Source organism: Selenomonas ruminantium subsp. ruminantium ATCC 12561, from assembly GCF_000424065.1.
GTDB lineage: Bacteria > Bacillota > Negativicutes > Selenomonadales > Selenomonadaceae > Selenomonas_A > Selenomonas_A ruminantium.
The window spans coordinates 82,586-100,325 of sequence record NZ_AUJE01000014.1; the positions used below are offsets into that span (position 1 = coordinate 82,586).

Genomic DNA, 17,740 nt, shown 5'->3' on the forward strand with positions numbered 1-17,740 from the left:
ATGGGCAGCTTAACCGGCAAGAAAATTGTTTTGGGCGTGACGGGAGGCATCGCCGCTTACAAGGCGGTGGAGATTGCCTCCCGTCTCCGTAAGGCGGGAGCGGAAGTCCATGTTGTTATGACTCGTGAGGCCACAGAGTTTGTTACCGAGCTGACCTTCCGGGAAATTACCGGCCAGCCCGTGACCGTGGATATGTGGGCCAAGGTCACGAATTTCAACGTGGAGCATATTGCGTTGGCCAATTTGGCCGATATTATGCTGATTGCTCCGGCTACGGCCAATATCATTGCCAAGACCGCTGCGGGTATTGCCGATGATATGCTGACGACTACGATATTGGCAACTAAGGCACCGCTTATCCTGGCGCCGGCCATGAATACCAATATGTATGAAAATCCCGTAACGCAGAAAAATATCGCGGAATTAAAAAGCCGGGGCGTGCAGATTATCGAACCGGCCTCCGGGCATTTGGCCTGCGGTGTGGAAGGCAAGGGCCGTCTGCCGGAACCGGCAGAAATTGTCCAGTTTGTTCTGGATTTTGCCGCTGGTGAACAGCGTCTCAAGGGCAAAAAAATCATCGTTACGGCTGCCGGAACCATTGAACCCTTGGACCCGGTGCGCTTTTTAGGCAACCGCTCTACGGGCAAGATGGGCTATGCCATTGCCGCTGAGGCGGCCAAACAGGGCGCAGAAGTCCTGCTTGTTTCCGGCCCAAGCAACCTGCCTGACCCGGCGGGGGTGCGTACGATACGCATTCAGACGGCGCTGGAAATGCAGGCGGCAGTGCAGGAAGCCTATGCTGCGGCAGATGCTGTCATCATGTCGGCGGCAGTGGCGGATTATCGACCCAAAACAGTAGCGAAAGAAAAAATCAAAAAGAGCGATGATGAACTGGTCTTGCATCTGGAACGCAACCCGGATATTTTGTATGGTCTGGGGCAGCACAAGGCGCGGCAGATTCTCGTGGGCTTTGCGGCAGAAACCTGCAATGTGGAGGAATATGCCAAAAAGAAGCTCGTGAAGAAAAATCTCGATTTCATTGTCGCGAACGATGTATCCGCCAGTGATGCAGGTTTTGCCGTGGACAACAACCGGGTGCAGATTTATACCCGTGATGGCGGCTGTGAAAAATATCCTTTGATGAGCAAGCAGGAATTAGCCGGGATTATATTGAATAAGATAGCAGAGCTGATGTCCTGATGCAATAAAGGAGGCGCGCTATGCCCAAAGTGACCCGTGAAGATATTCCCAACTGGTTTCAGCGCAAGACCGGTTTCAACGTAGATGTGGAAGAACTGAAGAAAGCGGCAGAACTTGACCGCATAGCCTGCGCCGACGAGCCGATGAAGATGATGCGTGACCTTTGGGGCATAACGCCCAGGGACTGCGAAAAGATACTGGGCGCACCCAGCCGCACGGTGGAAATGTGGTTTCATAAGAAGGCCTCGCGGCCGCCCTCCTGGGTCGTGCGCCTTATCGTGGAAAAATGCGCGGAACTGCATGAGCGCAGAATGCAGCGAAAAAAATAAGGTATTAAGGGCTGACAGGTCAGTTTGACTTGTCAGCCTTTAGGGTGTGTTCAGATGGATTTTGTGCATAGCTTGGTAAAGAGGTGTATAAAATGGCTTTATTAGGAACCTGTGTAGTACCGCATCCGCCCTTGATCCTGCCGGCTGTTGGCAGAGGTGAGGAACAGAAAATCAGCGCCACCATTGCAGCTTATGAAGAAGCGGCAAAATGGGTGGTCAGTCTGCAGCCGGAAACCATCGTAATCACCAGCCCGCATGCCAAAATGTATGCCGATTATTTGCAGCTGTCCTCCGGGGCCGGGGCTAAGGGCAGTTTTGCTGGCTTTGGGCATGCGGAACTGCGCTTCGAAGCCGATTATGATGAGTCGCTTGTCGGGCATATTGCCAAACTGGCCGATTCAATCAAGCTGCCGGCAGGCACTTTGGGCAAGCAGGATGGCAGTCTTGACCATGGCACCATGATTCCGCTGTATTTTTTGCAAAAGGCAGGTTTTGCAGGCAAGATTGTCCGCATCGGCCTGTCGGGGTTATCCCGTGACCATCACTATGCGTTGGGTGTACTGATTGCCCGGGCGGCTGCTGAATTAAAACGGCGGGTGGTGCTGGTCGCCAGCGGGGATTTATCCCATAAACTGAAGGCCGATGGCCCCTATGGTTTTGATCCGGCCGGCCCCGTGTTTGACCAACGTATGGGAGATTGCTTTAAGACCGGTGATTTTCTGCAGCTCATGACAACGCCGGCGGAACTGGCGGATTCGGCAGCCGAATGCGGCCTGCGCTCGTTCTGGATTATGGCAGGGGCTTTGGACAGGCATCAGGTGCAGGCAAAGCTGCTTGCGCAGGAAGGGCCGTTTGGCGTAGGCTATGCGGTGGCGGTTTTTGCACCTGGGGAATATGATGAATCCCGTAATATTGGCGAGCAGGCGGCGAAGCTGTTCCGCGAGGAAATTGAACGGCGGCACAGCCAGGAAGACGCATATCTGGCTTTGGCGCGTTATTCGCTGGAACATTATGTGCGGACGGGCAGGCGGGCGGCACTGCCGGAAAATCTGCCAGCGGAATTGACCGGTCAAAAAGCCGGGGCGTTTGTCAGCATCAAGAAGGACGGTCAGCTGCGGGGCTGTATTGGTACGATTTTGCCGGTGCGAGAGAGTTTGGCTGAAGAAATCCTCTATAATGCCGTGTCTGCCGGTACCGGCGACCCACGTTTTTCGCCGGTGAGGGAAGATGAATTGCAGGATTTGCTTTATGATGTGGATGTCCTGTCTGTTCCCGAACCGATTGAGGGGATAGAGCAGCTGGATACCAAGCGTTACGGCGTAATCGTTGAAGCGGGCAGTCGGCGCGGACTGCTTCTGCCGGATTTAGCCGGTGTGGACACCGTGGAACAGCAGGTGGAAATTGCCCGCAAAAAGGGCAATATTGGCCCCAATGAAGCCGTGAAATTATGGCGGTTTACGGTGACCAGACATATTTGATTAGTTAGGAAGTGTAAAGTATTGCAGGAAAATGTACTGACGAAGAAGATAAATGATGCCTTGGCACAGGCCGCAACGCTGGTGGAGGAGAAGGAGGTTGCAGCAGCAGCGGACATTCTGCGGCAGGAGATTGAGAGCGTGGAAAAGCTCAACCTCTACAATGATGGACAGGCAGATTATTATGATTTCAATACCCTGATGGAAATGGTGATGTTTCAGAGCCAGCATCCTGAAATGCAGCCCGTGGCGGATATTGAAGAACCCTTGAACCGCCTGTACGCCATGTATGGCTCTCTGCTCCTGGAACAGGGGAAACTGGATGAAGCCGAAGAGGCACTGGCCATTGCCATGGATTGGAACCCCATGAGTGCCGATATCGCCTTTGAGCATGCGGAGATTTTCAAGCAGAAGAAGGATTGGGAAAAGCTCAAAGAACTGACGACCGCGATTTTCCCCATTGCCTACAAGCGCCGGGAAATTGCTCATTGCTACCGCAATTTAGGCTATTACTTCGTGGAAAAACAGATGTGGGATGAGGCGGTTGGCTGCTATCTGCTCAGCATGAGTTTTGCCGATGCAGAAGGCCGCTATCAGGCCGAACTGGAACTCAAATATATCCATGAGGAAACGGAAGGCCAGGCCCAGCGCCCCTCCATTGGTGCCATGCGTTCCTATGGGGAAAAGTACGGTTTTCCCATTGGCCCCGATGCCAAAATCATTGAAACGGCGATGCAGTATGGCAAGGCGATGCTGGCCAACAAGAAGTATGAACATGCCAATTACTTCTTGGATATCGCCTACAAGCTGACGGAAAGCAAGGAATTAAAGGAGCTTATCGACAACATCAATAAGGCCCTCAAATAAGCAAAAAAGCCTTCCCCTGGTGGAAAAGGCAATAGGATTATTTATTCTTATAGGCAAAATACGTCTGGCGCATTTCGGCGCGGGTTTTGGCAGCTGGCCAAAGCTCCCCGAGTGCGCCTTTTCGCATGGCGGCGCCCAAGTGGTCATAGAGGTCGGGGATTTCCGGTTCGAGCCGGGCAATCAGTTCTTTAACCTCCTGTCTTACCGTATGGCCGTCATGGGGGCAGGGGCTTTTTACCGGGTCAAAGCCATGAATATTTATGGCATCAATCAACTCGGATTCGCGGAAGTACACCAGCGGGCGGATTACGGTCAACTTCGTGCGGTCAAGGTAGGTGACCGGTGTGAAGGTATGCAGCTGTCCGGAGTACAGCAGGCTCATCAGAAAGGTTTCAACGGCATCATCATGGTGATGGGCGTAGGCGATTTTGTTTACGCCGTGTTCCATGGCATAGCGGTTTACTGCGCCACGGCGGAAGAACGCACAGGTGTAACAGGGATTTTTGTCCGGCGTCGTGGCGATGGTACCGGCGATATCCACATCAATGATTTCGTAGGGAATGTCCAGTTCCGCCATAAAGCCTTTGGCGCGTTCAATATCAAAGAGCGCAGGCCGGCCCTGTGCGTCCTTGAATTGCGGATTGATGGTGAGGGCAGACAGCTTAAACTGCTTGTTCAGGCGTTTTTTGAGAATGGCCATGGCATAAGCTAGGAAAATGCTGTCCTTGCCGCCGGAAATGCCCAGCAGGATATGGTCGCCGTCATTAATCATGTCAAATTCCACTACAGCGCGCATGAGTTTGCTGTAGTAGAGCTGGGGAATATTGAGATTCATCGTGTTCTCCTTTAGTCGTTAATGTTTATGATTCCTGAGTAAAAGCAAAAGGTGGCTGCCCAGCATAAAGGGAATGCCTAAAATAAAGATTCCCGCCGCTACGGGCTTACTGGTCGCCAGCCAGGGCGCTGTGCCAAAGGTCAATGCTCCAGCAAAATTGACCATAGCCAAATAGAAAAAAGCTTTCAGGCGGTAGACCTGTCGAATTTTTTTCAGGCGGTAGAGCGAAAGGGTGAAGATGGAAATACCGATGGTTTGTACCAGCGTATAGGCCAAAATTTGGCCCAGTGATATCAGCATGAGGAAACTCCTTTATTTATGGTTGAGATGATACATGGCGGCGGCAGCCTGTCCTAAGCAGATACCCCCATCATTGGGCGGCAGCAGGCTGTGGCGCAGAACCGTAAACCCGCGTTCCTGCAATCTGGCGGTGGTCAGTTCGGTCAGCAGATGATTTTGGAATACGCCGCCGGACAGGGCTACGGTGTTCAGGCCGGTATGTACGCCGGCTTTTTGGCAGGCAGCACCGATGAAGGCGGCCAGGCAGGCATGGAACAGGTACGCCAGTTTGCCGCAGTCCTCACCGGCCAGCCGCTGCTGCAACAGGAGGGCAAATATCTTGTCCGTGTTAAAGCTTATGGCAGGGACAGGCAGATTGCCTGAATGTTCATCATGCCATTTCTGCGCGGCGAATTCCAGATACATACTGGCTTCTCCTTCAAAGGTAGAATTGTTGCGAATGCCTAAGAGGGCACTGACTGCATCGAAGATGCGTCCGGCGCTGGTGCTCTGGATGACGTTGATATCATTATCCAGCATAAAGAACATGGCATTAAGGTCGCTGTTCTGGCAAAGGTTTAACTGGTGAGTAATTTTCTGCGTTTCTTCTTTATCCTGCGTCAAATCGTAGATCAGGGAAATGGCGATGCGCCAACCTTCGCGGCTGGCTTTATCGCCGCCTGCCTGCCGGAAGGGCGTGATGGAATCGAGCCGCTTAAAGCCGGCATAATCCGCCTGTAAAATCTCGCCGCCCCAGATGGTGCCGTCAGTACCGTAGCCGGTGCCGTCAAAGGAGACACCAATTACCGGTTCATCATAGTCATTTTCGGCCATGCAGGAGAGAATATGGGCATAGTGGTGTTGGACGGGAAAGAGGGGCAGCCCCAGTTCCTTGGCAATGGTTACGGTATTGTAACGGGGGTGCATATCACAGGCCACGATTTGCGGCTGGCATTCGAGCAATGCAGTCAGCCGCTGAATCGTTTCGCGCAGGGCCTGCATGGTGCGCAAATCGCTCATATCGCCCACATAAGGGGAGGGATAGAAGATGTTGTCACTGCCCACGCAAAAGGTGTTTTTGAGCTCACCGCCAATGCCGAGTACCGCGCCATGCCAGTCATTTTTCAGCATAAAGGGCAGGGGCGCATAGCCGCGGCTGCGGCGAATCATATAGGGCTTGCCGTCCAGCCAGTCCATCACCGTGTCATCGGCGCGAATGCGAATCTTGCGATTGTGCGACAGCATGAGGTCACAGAAACCGTCAAGTGCATCAACAGCGTTCTTATCGTCACGGCAGATGGGTGCACCTGCCGGATTGCCGCTGGTCATAATCAGCGTGTCCGGCATGGTCAGCCCATCGGGATAAGCGAACAATAACATATGTAATGGTGCATAAGGCAGCATTATGCCGATTTTGGGATTGCCGGGCGCAACGACATCTTGGATTTGACCGGTCATTTTGCGCTTGAGCAGCAGGATGGGTTTTTGATGGCCCGTGAGGATTTCTTCCTGCCCGTCCTCGACAAAACATTCCCGATTGATGGCGGCCATATCGCGGGCCATAATGGCAAAGGGTTTTACCGGACGGTGTTTCAGCTGGCGCAGGCGCAGGATAGCCTGTTCATTGGTGGCATCACAGCAGAGGTGGAAACCGCCAATGCCCTTGATGGCCACAATGCCGCCATTGATAATCGTTTGGCGGGTGCGGGTGATGGCCGCAGCCCCGCGCACATTTTCCTCGCCGATGATGTAGACTTCTGGCCCGCAGTCATTGCAGCAGACCGGCTGGGCATCATAGCGGCGGGTGGAGGGGCTGTCGTATTCTGCCTGACAGCTGGGGCACATGGGAAATTCGCCCATGCTTGTGCGCTCCCGGTCATAGGGCATGGAATCGAGGATGGTCAGCCGCGGCCCGCAGGCGGTGCAGTTGATAAAGGGATGGAGATAGCGCTTGTTCTGCGGGTCAAAGAGTTCTGCCCGGCACTTATCGCAGGTGGCAATATCCGGCGAAACGAAGATGGAGCCCTTTTCCTTGGTGCTTTCGATAATCTGAAAATCCTGATAATGTTTGTCTTCGTCAAGGCGCTGACGCGTCAATTTTAAGATGGACGATCGCTCCGGCGGCTCCTGTTCAATAGCCGTGAGAAATTTGTCCACAGCTTTCTCGCTGCCCTGAGCATAGACCTCCACATAGGGACCTTTATTGCAGACGCTGCCCAGAATTTGGAATTTTGTCGCCAGCCGTGCGACAAAGGGCCGAAAACCCACCCCTTGGACGATGCCAAAAATTTTGCTTTGAAAAAGTGCCATGCTTATAACTCCTTTATTATAGGGGATAGATTGTGAAAAAAACAGGATGGTTTTATATTTGCTATTATAGCATGGTCTTTTTACTTGTCACGAATATTATTCATGGGGCTGGATAAAAAAACAATGATAGTGATATAATAAACCATATCTTTTTACATATAATGACTGCTTCGCATAGAGAATTTTACATAAAGGGGATTTGATATTTTGCAGATGCTTTATGATACTTGGACGGTTTTTTGGCGTGACTGGGTGGTGCTTAAGCGGCGTCTGGCCAAATTTATTTTAGCTCGTATGGTAGCACCCATGCTTTATCTAGTGGCTTTTGGCTGGGGCTTGGGACGCAGTATAAATGTTGGAAGCGGCAGTTATTTGGATTTTTTGGTGCCGGGGATACTTGCCCTAAATTCGATGAATATCAGTTTTAACAGCATTACACCAGTACATGCGGAACGTATTTATCATAAAAGTCTGGAGGAGTATATATTAGCACCGATTAAACCTGCATCTTATGTTTTGGGAAAGATACTGGCTGCGGTGCTGCGTAGTCTTCTGTCCAGTACCATCATCTTATTGTTGGCTTATGGTTTTGGAGCGCAGATTAACCTTTCATTTTGGCTGTGGGCTGTTCTCATATTGAATGCGATTATTTTTGCTGAAGTGGGATTTATTGCTGCTATGAAAATCAGTACCTATGAGGAAATGAGTCAGGTAAATACCTATATCTTACTGCCAATGTCCTTTTTATGTGGTACGTTCTTTACAACGCAGGCATTGCCAGCCGCTTTACGTTGGTTTATCGAGCTTCTTCCACTGACCCATACAAGCACATTGTTGCGGAGCCTTGCAGCAGGAAATGATTTGGCGTATAGTTCTTTGTTGATTTTGCTGTTGTATGCGGCAGCCGGCTTTGTTATAAGCCGACGAGTATTTCCGGGTACGTTCAGTTCATAAGGATAACGAATGTAAAACAATAATGCGAACACGGTCGTGCTGACTGGTCAATTTTGACTGGTCAGCCGCTTGCTATTCGTGCTATACTAATAAGGTTACAAGTTTTCTATGTCTATTGGAGTGAACGGACAGAATGATTGGTTTTTTACGGGGGCAGGTAGCGGCGTTGAAGACGGATTACTGCCTGTTGGATGTAAATGGTGTGGGCTATCGGGTTTTTGTGGCTGGTTCTACCCGGAATAAATTACGGCTTAAAGAGGAAGCTCAGCTGTTTACTTATATGAATGTCTATCAGGACGGCATTACCCTCTATGGATTTGCCAGTGAGGAAGAATACGATATTTTTCAGTTGCTTATTGGCGTGTCGGGCATTGGCCCGAAGGTGGCTTTGGGGATTTTGTCGGCTATCACTGTGGAGAGCCTTTGCAAGGCAATCCAGAACAAGCAGGCCACGGTGCTGACCAAGTTGCCAGGTATTGGCAAGAAGTCGGCAGAACGGCTGATTTTGGAACTGAAGGACAAGGTTGCTTTTGCGGCAGCTGATGATGTGGAAGAAATTCTGACACTGGATATGGAAGGGCCGGTTGGCGACGATATGATGAGTGAAGCGCAGGCGGCTTTGGTGGCTCTGGGTTACAGCCAGGCCGAAATTGCGCCGGTGCTCAAGAAGGCAACCAAGTGCAAGACAACGGAAGACGTCATCAAGCTGGCTTTGAAGCAGTTGAATAAATTTTAAGGAGGGGTGAGGCTTGGCTGAAGAAGATTTTTACGAGATGGATATTGATGATGGCCGCATTGTGGCCATGGACGAGCAGCGGACAGATGATTGGCAGTACAGCCTGCGCCCCCGCAAGTTAAGCGAGTATATCGGGCAGGACAAGGCCAAGAAAAATCTGGAGATTTTCATTCAGGCGGCCATGAACCGCGGCGATTCGCTGGACCATGTTCTGCTCTATGGGCCTCCGGGGCTGGGTAAGACCACGCTGGCGGGAATTATCGCCAATGAGATGGGGGTGAACTTCCGTCAGACTTCCGGCCCGGCTATTGAACGGCAGGGGGATTTGGCGGCGCTGCTGACGAATTTGCAGGAGCATGATGTGCTCTTTATCGATGAAATCCACCGCCTGTCCCGTAGTGTGGAGGAAGTGCTGTACTCGGCCATGGAGGATTTTGCGCTGGATATTATTATCGGCAAGGGGCCAAGTGCCCGTTCTATCCGGTTGGATATTGCGCCCTTTACGCTGATTGGCGCCACGACTAAGGCAGGTTCTTTGGCGGCTCCTTTGCGTGACCGTTTCGGGATTATCTCGCGCCTGGAGTATTATACGCCGGAGGCTTTGGTGACGATTGTCAAGCGGGCGGCAGAGATTTTGGAAATCCCCATTGAGGATAAAGGTGCGTTGGAAATTGCGCGCCGTTCCCGGGGAACTCCGCGTATTGCCAATCGCCTGTTAAAGCGGGTGCGGGATGTGGCGCAGTATGAAGGCATGGAGGTTATTACCGACGAGATTGCCGATAAGGCGTTGTCCCTGCTCGAGGTGGATAAGGCCGGTCTTGACCATACGGACAGGCGCATGCTTTTGACCATGATTAAGAAATTCGGCGGTGGCCCGGTGGGGCTTGATACATTGGCGGCAGCTATCAGCGAGAGTACGGATACTGTGGAGGATGTGTTTGAGCCGTTTTTGATTCAGCTGGGCTTTATCAACCGTACGCCCAGGGGCCGAGTGGTCACGAAGGCCGGTTATGAGCATTTGGGCATTGCTTATCCGGAATAGGAGTATATGGTGATGAAGTTACTATTACATATGTGCTGCGGGCCGTGTTCCTGTTATCCGGTGAAAAAACTGCGGGCAGATGGCATTGAGCCGGTGGGGTATTTCTTTAATCCCAATATTCATCCGTACAAAGAGTGGGAGATGCGTTTAAATACAGCCCGCGAGTTTGCGGAAAAGGTCAATATGGAATTTTTCGCCGATGAACAATACCGTCTGCGGGATTTTTTGAAGCAGGCCCTGCCGGCGGAGGCTTTGCCCAATGGCCGCTGTACGATGTGTTATACCTGGCGGCTGGAAGAAGCGGCGAGGTTTGCGGCCGAACATGGCTTTGATGCCTTTACGTCCACGCTGTTTTACAGCATTTACCAGCAGCATGATTTAATGAAGCGGACGGCTGAGCGTTTTGCCGCGCAATATGGTGTGCAGTTTTATTATGAAGATTTCCGTCCCGGCTGGCAGGAGGGCATTGATATCAGTCAGGAATTGGAGCTTTACCGTCAGCCTTATTGTGGGTGTATCTTCAGTGAAGAAGAACGGTACAGCAAGGCTATTCGCAAGCAGCGCAAGAAGGACAACAAGGCGAAAAAGCGTGCCCGGCTTGAAGCTGAGGCAAAGGCGCGTGTAGGGGAGGACGGATGATGAAAAAGCATTTTATTGCTCTTTGCAGTTTGTTTTGCCTGTTATTATCGCCGGCTGCTTTTGTGGAAGCGGCCTGGCAGCCGGAGCTTTTGGTATCGCTGGGGACGGCGGGAACGACCCTGCGCCTGTCGGGAAATGTTCCTGTGGTGTTGAAGCGGCTGGACAATAAGAAAGTGGTCTGGCAGGGAAAAGCCAAGGAATTTGCTACGCTAACCTTCACAGACAAGGGCTGGGAACTTAACGGCAGAAAACTTAAAAAAGCGGATGCCGCGGCCTTGGAACTGACGGTGGAGGACGAGCGCAATCTGTCTAAGCTGGTCAGTACCTACGATAATAAGTCCTATCGTGGTGCCTTGCGCCTTATACCGCGCAAGGGAAGTTTGCAGCTGCTAAACCGGGTAACAGCGGAGGAATATCTGCAGGGCGTTGTGCCGGAGGAAATGCCGGCAGAATGGAATCCGGAGGCGGTGAAGGCACAGGCGGTGGCGGCCAGGACGTATGCCCTGCGCCAGCGCAAGCGTCATGCCAAAGAAGGCTTTGATGTCTGTGCAACAACCCATTGCCAGCAATATGGCGGCGTGGCTGTGGAGCGTGCAGCGGCTAGTCGGGCGGTAAAGGAAACCAGCGGCGAGGTTTTGGAAAGTCATGGCGCACTTGTTGATGCGCTCTTTCATACGGATTCGGGCGGCATGACGGAGAACAGCGAAGACGTATGGGGCAGCCGCATTGACTGCCTGCGGGCGGCTAAAGAAGTGCGGACGGAGACTTATCCGTGGGAGAAGAATATCACTGTGCAAAAGTTCAGTGAGCTGCTCGCCAAGCGTGGGAAAAATATCGGCACGCTGAAGAAGATTGAACTGTCCCCCATAAAGATTGGCAAAGCCTCGAAAGACCGCACGGTATCGGGGCGGGTCAAGCAGGTGACGTTTGTCGGCAAGAACGGCAAAGCCAGTATAACAGGCAATGATTTGCGCAGTATGCTGGGGCTGAAAAGTACGCTTTTTGGTATGACTATGAACCGCAATGTATTGTTCATCAAGGGCTATGGCTGGGGCCATGGGCTGGGGATGTCCCAGCATGGCGCTAAGGCCTATGCAGATAGTGAACACTATGATTATAAGCAGATTTTGCAGCATTATTATCGTGGTGCAGAGTTAAAGAAATTATATTGATTGAAGGATTGAATGATGTTATTACTTTCGGATTTTGATTATGAACTGCCAGAAGAACGGATTGCACAGGTTCCCATGGAGCCGCGCAATTCCTCGCGTTTGATGGTGCTTGACCCCGTGGAAAAGACCATGGAGCATCGTCATTTTTATGACCTCAAGGAATATGTGGAACCGGGCGACACGCTTATCTTCAATGATACCCGTGTTATGCCGGCACGCCTTATCGGTCATCGTGACCAGACAGGGGGCAAGGTGGAAGTCTTCCTTTTGCGCCGGCTGGATGCAACTCATTGGGAAACCTTGGTCAAGCCGGGCAAGAAGGCTAAGCCGGGCTACCAAATCAATTTTAGCGATGAACTGAGCTGCGTGGTGACCGACCATACAGATTTTGGTGGTCGCATTGTGGAGTTTAAGTTTGAGGGGATTTTCGAGGAAATTCTTGACCGCTTAGGGGAAACGCCCCTGCCGCCTTATATCCATGAAAAACTAGAGGATAGTGAACGCTATCAGACGGTTTACAATCGCGAACAGGGGTCGGCGGCTGCACCGACAGCCGGACTGCATTTCACCAGGGAACAGATGCAGGAACTCAAGGACATGGGCGTGAACTTGGGCTTTGTGACGCTCCATGTAGGTTTGGGTACGTTCCGTCCGGTCAATGTGGAAGACATCCAGAAGCACGATATGCACAAGGAATTCTACAATGTACCGGAGGAAACGGCGAAGCTCATCATGGATACAAAAAAAGCCGGCCACAGGGTTATTGCCGTGGGCACGACCAGTATCCGCACACTGGAATCTGCTGCGGACGGCCTCGGAGAAATCTCTGCCAAGAGTGGCTGGACGCAGATTTTCATCTATCCGGGCTATGATTTCAAGATTGTCGATGCCATCATCACCAACTTCCACCTGCCTAAGTCCACGCTGATTATGCTGATCAGCGCCTTTGCCGGACGGGAATTTGTGCTCGATGCCTATAAGACGGCTGTGGAAATGAAGTACCGTTTCTTCTCCTTTGGTGATGCTATGTATCTCTCAGTACAACAACCCAAGGATGAACGGGATAGAGAACTGGCAGCACTCGAAGCTTCCCATCAAAAAGATGAATAAATACCAGAAAGCACCGACGGTCAAGGACTGCCGGTGCTTTTGTCGTTCATAGAGAGTATTCAAATCTATGTATTTGGCCATTGGTAAATTCAAGCTCGATAATCCTGCCGTTGCGTACACTGATACGAGACACTATGGCATTAACGAAATCTTTCAGTATGGTAGCCTCTGTTTGAGTGGCGAGCTGTTCAAAATCAATGCGTCCTTTCTGCAATGCAGTATTCATGAAAAATTGGGCAGCTTTTTGTACAAATATCTCCTCGGATAAATTGGTGGCAAAGATGGAGCTCTTTTTTGATGCGCGTAATATTATCTTCAGGCCGCCTACGGGCGGTTTTCTCGTTCACATAAATTCTGGGCAAGGGAGGTGATTGCTTGCGGAAGCTGACCGATTACACACCGACAAAATTCATGGCGAAGGATTCCCACTACGATGCCGATGCCGCCGACTATGCGGTGGGCTTCATCGAATGTCTGTGCCATACCAAGGGGACATGGGCAGGAAAGCCCTTCGATTTGATTGACTGGCAGGAGCGAATTATCCGGGATCTGTTCGGAATCATCAAGCCCAACGGCTACCGTCAGTTCAATACGGCATATGTTGAGATTCCGAAGAAACAAGGAAAGCAGTTAGCCTTGGACACCAAAATTCCTACGCCGGGCGGCTTTACCACGATGGGAGGCTTGCAAATCGGAGATACCGTTTTCGATGAGAACGGCAAGCCCTGCCGTGTGGTAGCCAAGAGCGAGGTTGACGATACAGAGCAAGCCTATCGGCTGACTTTCCGTGACGGCTCCTCCATTGTAGCCGGAGAACGGCATCTTTGGAATGTGGAATACATCGTGGGCAAGACCAAGCCTTTTCTGTGAACAACGGGCGAGATTTATCGGCGCACGATGAGACATAGGGAGCGGAACAAGCATGATGTGCATGAGGCACTTCGCTCCGTTATTCGCATTCCCGTTGGAAAGCCCCTTCAAACGGCAGAGCGTGATTTGCCGATAGATCCATACCTGTACGGATACTGGCTGGGGAACGGATGCGCCACCAAGCCGGAAATCACCGTGTGCGATGGAGATTTGCAGGCGGTGATGGCAAATATTCCGTATCGTGCCTACAACACTATCTGTCAGCCGGGGAGTGTCCGTGTATATTATCACGAACTTCGGAAAATCCTCTGCCGACCTTTCGTGATAAGGTTATCCCAGCGGCTTATCTTCGAGCCTCCGAAAATCAGCGGTGGGAGCTTTTGCAAGGGCTGATGGATTCCGATGGATGCATTGGCAGACGCAAGGTGCAAAGCGTTTATGTCAGCACCGTAAAGCAGCTTGCCGAAACTGTCAGGGAACTTTTATGGAGCCTTGGAATCAAGAACTCCATGACCGAATCTCCCTCGACACGCTACGGAGAGCCAACGGGTGAAACGCTTTATACCATTCGGTTTACCACTTTTACCGACCAACCAACATCAAAGTTGCATAGGAAAATCTGCCGGAAACGGGAGCGGGTGAAGAAAACTCGCTCCTGTTTTCATTATCTGGAAAATATCGAGCCGCTCTACGGGAAAATCCCAATGCAGTGCATTCAGGTGGACAGCACCAGCCATTGTTATTTGGCGGGAGAATCTTTCGTTCCGACTCATAATCTTGCCGCAGCAGTCGCTCTTCTCCTTTGTTGCGGGGACGGCGAGGAACGAGCGGATGTTTACGGTTGTGCGGCAGACCGCCAGTTATCCTCCACCACGGACATCACGGCATTTGTCCTGGTGTTCCCACCGATGGATGCCGATGACAAATACGCCGTTCTTCCTCATTTTTGGATTCCAGAGGACAACATCGACCTCCGAGTGCGCCGCGACCATGTTCCCTACGACCTTTGGGAGCGGCAGGGATTTCTGCAAACCACGGAGGGGAATGTGGTGCATTACGGCTACATCGAGAAATACATCGAGAGGCTTGGGGAGCGGTTCAACATACGGGAGATTGCTTTTGACCGCTGGGGAGCGGTGCAGATGGTGCAAAACCTCGAAGGGATGGGTTTCACCGTTGTTCCTTTCGGTCAGGGCTTTGCGTCTATGAGTCCACCCACCAAGGAATTGATGAAGCTGGTCTTGGAGCAGAAAATCGCCCACGGCGGGCATCCCGTTTTGCGGTGGAACATGGACAACATTTTCATCCGCACCGACCCTGCCGAGAATATCAAGGCTGACAAAGCAAAAAGCACGGAGAAGATTGACGGGGCGATTGCCCTCATCATGGCTCTTGACCGTGCGATTCGTTGTGGGAATGTGAATGGGGAGAGCGTGTATGAGAATCGGGGGCTGTTGGTGTTATGAAAAATTTTGATATTAAGCAGGAAAGTCTACGGGGGAGGAGAATATTGTATACTGTAAGCGTATAGTGGAAGGGGGGCTATTCGTAATGTACATCTTAGCGAGTCTCGTATTCCTGATAACATTGATTGCCTTTGTGGTGTTTTGGTAGAAAAAGCGTAAAGTTCGCATTGCGGAAGGTGCTGATTACATCAACGACCACAACTATCAGAATGTCAGCAAAATCAAACGAATCATTGGCGTGGTTTGTATCATTTCTTTTGTTATTGGTCTTGCAATACAGCCTGAACGCACGCCGGAAGAGAAAGCATAACAGGAGATGAAAAATAAAATATAGAAGGAAGGTCATTTTATGAAAAAATTTAAATCAAGTGTATGGTTAGGCCTGATTCTGGTTTTATTGTGTTCGGTTATTTTAACTGGATGCGAATCCGAGGCAGAGAAAAAACAAAAAGAAGATCTTGCAATACAGCAAGCAACTGAAAAATATGAAGGTATGTATAATAATTTGGTCGGTGATTTGAGCGCAAAATATGATTCTAAATACGATATACATGATTCAAAAGCATTAGATGATGCGTACTCAATTGCATTAGCTTTTGAATATGATGGTTCAGCGAGTAAGGATAAAAACCACGAAGAAACTATTGAAGAAAGAGCGGATAAGAAAGCAAAATCAGATGTAAGAGCGGCACATCCTGATTTAGGAGTATTGCTTAATTATGCTAAAGCTTTAGCTATGCGCGATACTGACCATTATAAACCAATGACTAGGACTAATGCAGAATTATATAAGATGGCATTAGATGAAATAAATAAAATACCAAAAGATTATAATGGTCAATTCGCTGAATGGATTATCAAAGACAGACAAAGAATACAGGCAGATTATGATAAAGCTGTAAATTTAATGAATGCAGCTCAAGCAGAATCTAGAGCAGAAAAAGCAGATAAACAATTAAAAGGAATACTAAAAATGCCATATGAAGAATGAAAAAATTATATGGATTGGAGAAGACAAATGGAAATAGTTGGATGGTTAGCATTAGCAGTTGTTTCCTGGGGGCTAAAGTCTTGGCTTGATAGCAAGGAAAAAGATCGTATAGCTAAAATACAGAAAGCAAATAATGAACATGAACAGGCTAATATTTATGATATCCTTAATGATGTGTGTGTTGCTAAAGAAGCGTCATATTATTCATGGAATATTAGCTCGACAGGATTTGAAAAAATATATTTTTTTGATGCAGAAACACCATATTTTGCAATCCTAACAGATGATATGCGTTATAAACTTAGTTTGAAAGATATTACCTCGCATGAAGTGGAATATACATATCATATCCAAACTAAAAAGGGTTCAAGTGGAGTTAAGAGAGCTATAGTTGGCGGTATATTAGCTGGTGGGGTAGGAGCTGTGCTTGGTGGTGTAACAGCTGGCTCAGATAGTGAAAGTCAGAAAATCATAGATAGTGTGTCGGTGAAATTAGAAATTGATAATTTACAATTTCACACAGTTTATATTCCATGCATTTCTATAGAGGTCGCTAGGGATGTTGAAGGGATAATACGAGTCATAAAACATAAATACGAAAACAGCAAGCAACAATAGAATAGAAACTATGCAAGTGCTACAATCTCGAGACAAGTCAGACAGCATTAGCGCACAAAATATGGGCAGTATTTCTGCATCTCCAATGCTCGGATTGCTTGCTCAAAATATCTTCTGAAATCAAATATCATGAACGCCACTCGAAATGGTGGTGTTTTTTCGTGGAAAAAATCAAGGAGCGTGATACCCATGAATTTCTTTGCAAAACTCTTCCGCTCACGGGATAAGCCCCAAAACAGCTACCACTTCAGCGGTTGGCCGTTCGTATTCGGCAAATCTGCCGCCGGAGCCAAGGTCAACGAGTTCATAGCCATGCAGACCACGGCGGTTTATGCCTGCGTCCGCATCTTGGCGGAGTCCATTGCGGGGCTTCCGCTTCATGTATATGAATATCGAGGGAACGGGAAAGAGCGTGTGCCGGGGCATCCGCTCTATTTTCTTCTTCACGATTCGCCCAACCCTGAAATGACCTCTTTTATCCAAAACGCCGTAAACCCCCTAACTTTAGTTATGGGGATATAAGGCGTGTCCACCGAATTTACGTAAGTAATTGAAGGTGGAGAATTACTTTTTAACTTGTGTTGTATTATCTTTCTTAAAGTTGTATAATACAAATATGGGAAAAAAAAAATATCATTAAAGCCACAATATCGTATATTCATGTAAGTACCATATCGTGTTCTGTCCCAAGTACCGCAGAAAAGTGTTGGTCAATGGCGTTGACACCAGACTAAAGGAGCTGGTCAAGTCAATCTGTGAAGAAATCCAAGTCGATGTAATCGAAATGGAAATCATGCCAGACCATGTGCATCTTCTACTGGAGGTTCACCCGCAGTTCGGTGTTCAC

At 49.8% G+C, this 17,740-nt stretch carries 18 protein-coding genes and 2 pseudogenes; 17 read left to right on the plus strand and 3 right to left on the minus strand.

The annotated features are described in order from the left end of the window. The 4 genes from coaBC to G598_RS0106905 all read left to right on the plus strand — a co-directional run bounded on the left by coaBC (window position 1) and on the right by G598_RS0106905 (window position 3,871). Window positions 1-1,200 carry a bifunctional phosphopantothenoylcysteine decarboxylase/phosphopantothenate--cysteine ligase CoaBC gene (gene coaBC, locus G598_RS0106890; protein WP_026766334.1) on the plus strand — a complete coding sequence of 400 codons (1,200 nt, stop codon included), beginning with the start codon at window positions 1-3 and terminating at the stop codon, window positions 1,198-1,200. A 20-nt stretch (window positions 1,201-1,220) separates the two neighbouring features. Further along, window positions 1,221-1,529, plus strand: coding sequence for a hypothetical protein (locus G598_RS0106895; RefSeq protein WP_026766335.1), 309 nt, complete (start codon window positions 1,221-1,223; stop codon window positions 1,527-1,529). A 92-nt stretch (window positions 1,530-1,621) separates the two neighbouring features. Then, the gene (gene amrA, locus G598_RS0106900; protein WP_026766336.1) at window positions 1,622-3,007 is read left to right on the plus strand and encodes an AmmeMemoRadiSam system protein A; all 1,386 of its coding nucleotides are present in this window, start codon (window positions 1,622-1,624) and stop codon (window positions 3,005-3,007) included. Between the two features lie 21 nt (window positions 3,008-3,028). After that, the gene (locus G598_RS0106905; RefSeq protein ID WP_026766337.1) at window positions 3,029-3,871 is read left to right on the plus strand and encodes a tetratricopeptide repeat protein; all 843 of its coding nucleotides are present in this window, start codon (window positions 3,029-3,031) and stop codon (window positions 3,869-3,871) included. 37 nt (window positions 3,872-3,908) lie between these two features. Here the strand turns inward: G598_RS0106905 and G598_RS0106910 are convergent, their stop codons facing one another. The 3 genes from G598_RS0106910 to hypF are packed head-to-tail and all read right to left on the minus strand — an operon-like array spanning window position 3,909 to window position 7,295. Continuing rightward, a complete protein-coding gene (locus G598_RS0106910; protein WP_026766338.1) occupies window positions 3,909-4,706 on the minus strand; it encodes a tRNA 2-thiocytidine biosynthesis TtcA family protein in 798 nt (265 codons plus the stop codon). Window positions 4,707-4,724: 18 nt separating this feature from the next. After that, on the minus strand, window positions 4,725-5,006 hold the full coding sequence (locus tag G598_RS0106915) for a hypothetical protein (protein ID WP_026766339.1): 282 nt from the start codon (window positions 5,004-5,006) through the stop codon (window positions 4,725-4,727). Window positions 5,007-5,018: 12 nt separating this feature from the next. Next, a complete protein-coding gene (gene hypF / locus G598_RS0106920; protein ID WP_026766340.1) occupies window positions 5,019-7,295 on the minus strand; it encodes a carbamoyltransferase HypF in 2,277 nt (758 codons plus the stop codon). A 213-nt stretch (window positions 7,296-7,508) separates the two neighbouring features. Between hypF and G598_RS0106925 the strand changes: the two genes are divergently transcribed. The 13 genes and pseudogenes from G598_RS0106925 to tnpA all read left to right on the plus strand — a co-directional run. Beyond that, entirely contained in the window at window positions 7,509-8,249 is a 741-nt protein-coding gene (locus G598_RS0106925; protein ID WP_026766341.1) for an ABC transporter permease, read from the plus strand. Between the two features lie 133 nt (window positions 8,250-8,382). Then, window positions 8,383-8,985: a Holliday junction branch migration protein RuvA gene (gene ruvA / locus G598_RS0106930; protein ID WP_026766342.1), complete on the plus strand. Its 603-nt coding sequence runs from the start codon at window positions 8,383-8,385 to the stop codon at window positions 8,983-8,985. A gap of 37 nt (window positions 8,986-9,022) precedes the next feature. Continuing rightward, a complete protein-coding gene (gene ruvB / locus G598_RS0106935) occupies window positions 9,023-10,027 on the plus strand; it encodes a Holliday junction branch migration DNA helicase RuvB (RefSeq protein ID WP_026766343.1) in 1,005 nt (334 codons plus the stop codon). Between the two features lie 12 nt (window positions 10,028-10,039). Beyond that, window positions 10,040-10,666 carry an epoxyqueuosine reductase QueH gene (locus G598_RS0106940; protein ID WP_026766344.1) on the plus strand — a complete coding sequence of 209 codons (627 nt, stop codon included), beginning with the start codon at window positions 10,040-10,042 and terminating at the stop codon, window positions 10,664-10,666. Then, complete coding sequence (locus tag G598_RS0106945; protein WP_037363477.1) at window positions 10,663-11,838, plus strand: SpoIID/LytB domain-containing protein; 1,176 nt, start codon at window positions 10,663-10,665, stop codon at window positions 11,836-11,838. The genes G598_RS0106940 and G598_RS0106945 overlap by 4 nt, the downstream gene beginning before the upstream one ends. Window positions 11,839-11,853: 15 nt before the next feature. Further along, window positions 11,854-12,948 (plus strand): tRNA preQ1(34) S-adenosylmethionine ribosyltransferase-isomerase QueA, encoded by a 1,095-nt coding sequence (queA, locus tag G598_RS0106950; protein ID WP_026766346.1) that lies wholly within the window; start codon window positions 11,854-11,856, stop codon window positions 12,946-12,948. Window positions 12,949-13,323: 375 nt separating this feature from the next. Further along, window positions 13,324-13,575, plus strand: a pseudogene (locus G598_RS20245) (terminase large subunit); the annotation flags it as partial. Window positions 13,576-13,845: 270 nt separating this feature from the next. Next, window positions 13,846-14,211 carry a hypothetical protein gene (locus G598_RS20485; protein WP_037363481.1) on the plus strand — a complete coding sequence of 122 codons (366 nt, stop codon included), beginning with the start codon at window positions 13,846-13,848 and terminating at the stop codon, window positions 14,209-14,211. Then, window positions 14,211-15,284, plus strand: coding sequence for a terminase TerL endonuclease subunit (locus G598_RS20255; protein WP_245582773.1), 1,074 nt, complete (start codon window positions 14,211-14,213; stop codon window positions 15,282-15,284). Before G598_RS20485 ends, G598_RS20255 begins: the two co-directional genes overlap by 1 nt. A gap of 349 nt (window positions 15,285-15,633) precedes the next feature. Next, window positions 15,634-16,275 (plus strand): hypothetical protein, encoded by a 642-nt coding sequence (locus G598_RS0106970; protein WP_026766349.1) that lies wholly within the window; start codon window positions 15,634-15,636, stop codon window positions 16,273-16,275. Window positions 16,276-16,302: 27 nt separating this feature from the next. Beyond that, the gene (locus G598_RS0106975) at window positions 16,303-16,893 is read left to right on the plus strand and encodes a hypothetical protein (protein ID WP_026766350.1); all 591 of its coding nucleotides are present in this window, start codon (window positions 16,303-16,305) and stop codon (window positions 16,891-16,893) included. A gap of 189 nt (window positions 16,894-17,082) precedes the next feature. Beyond that, window positions 17,083-17,373, plus strand: a pseudogene (locus G598_RS0106980) (phage portal protein); the annotation flags it as partial. A 169-nt stretch (window positions 17,374-17,542) separates the two neighbouring features. Then, the coding region (gene tnpA, locus G598_RS18960) for an IS200/IS605 family transposase (protein ID WP_157833290.1) at window positions 17,543-17,740 on the plus strand (198 nt) is incomplete at its 3' end.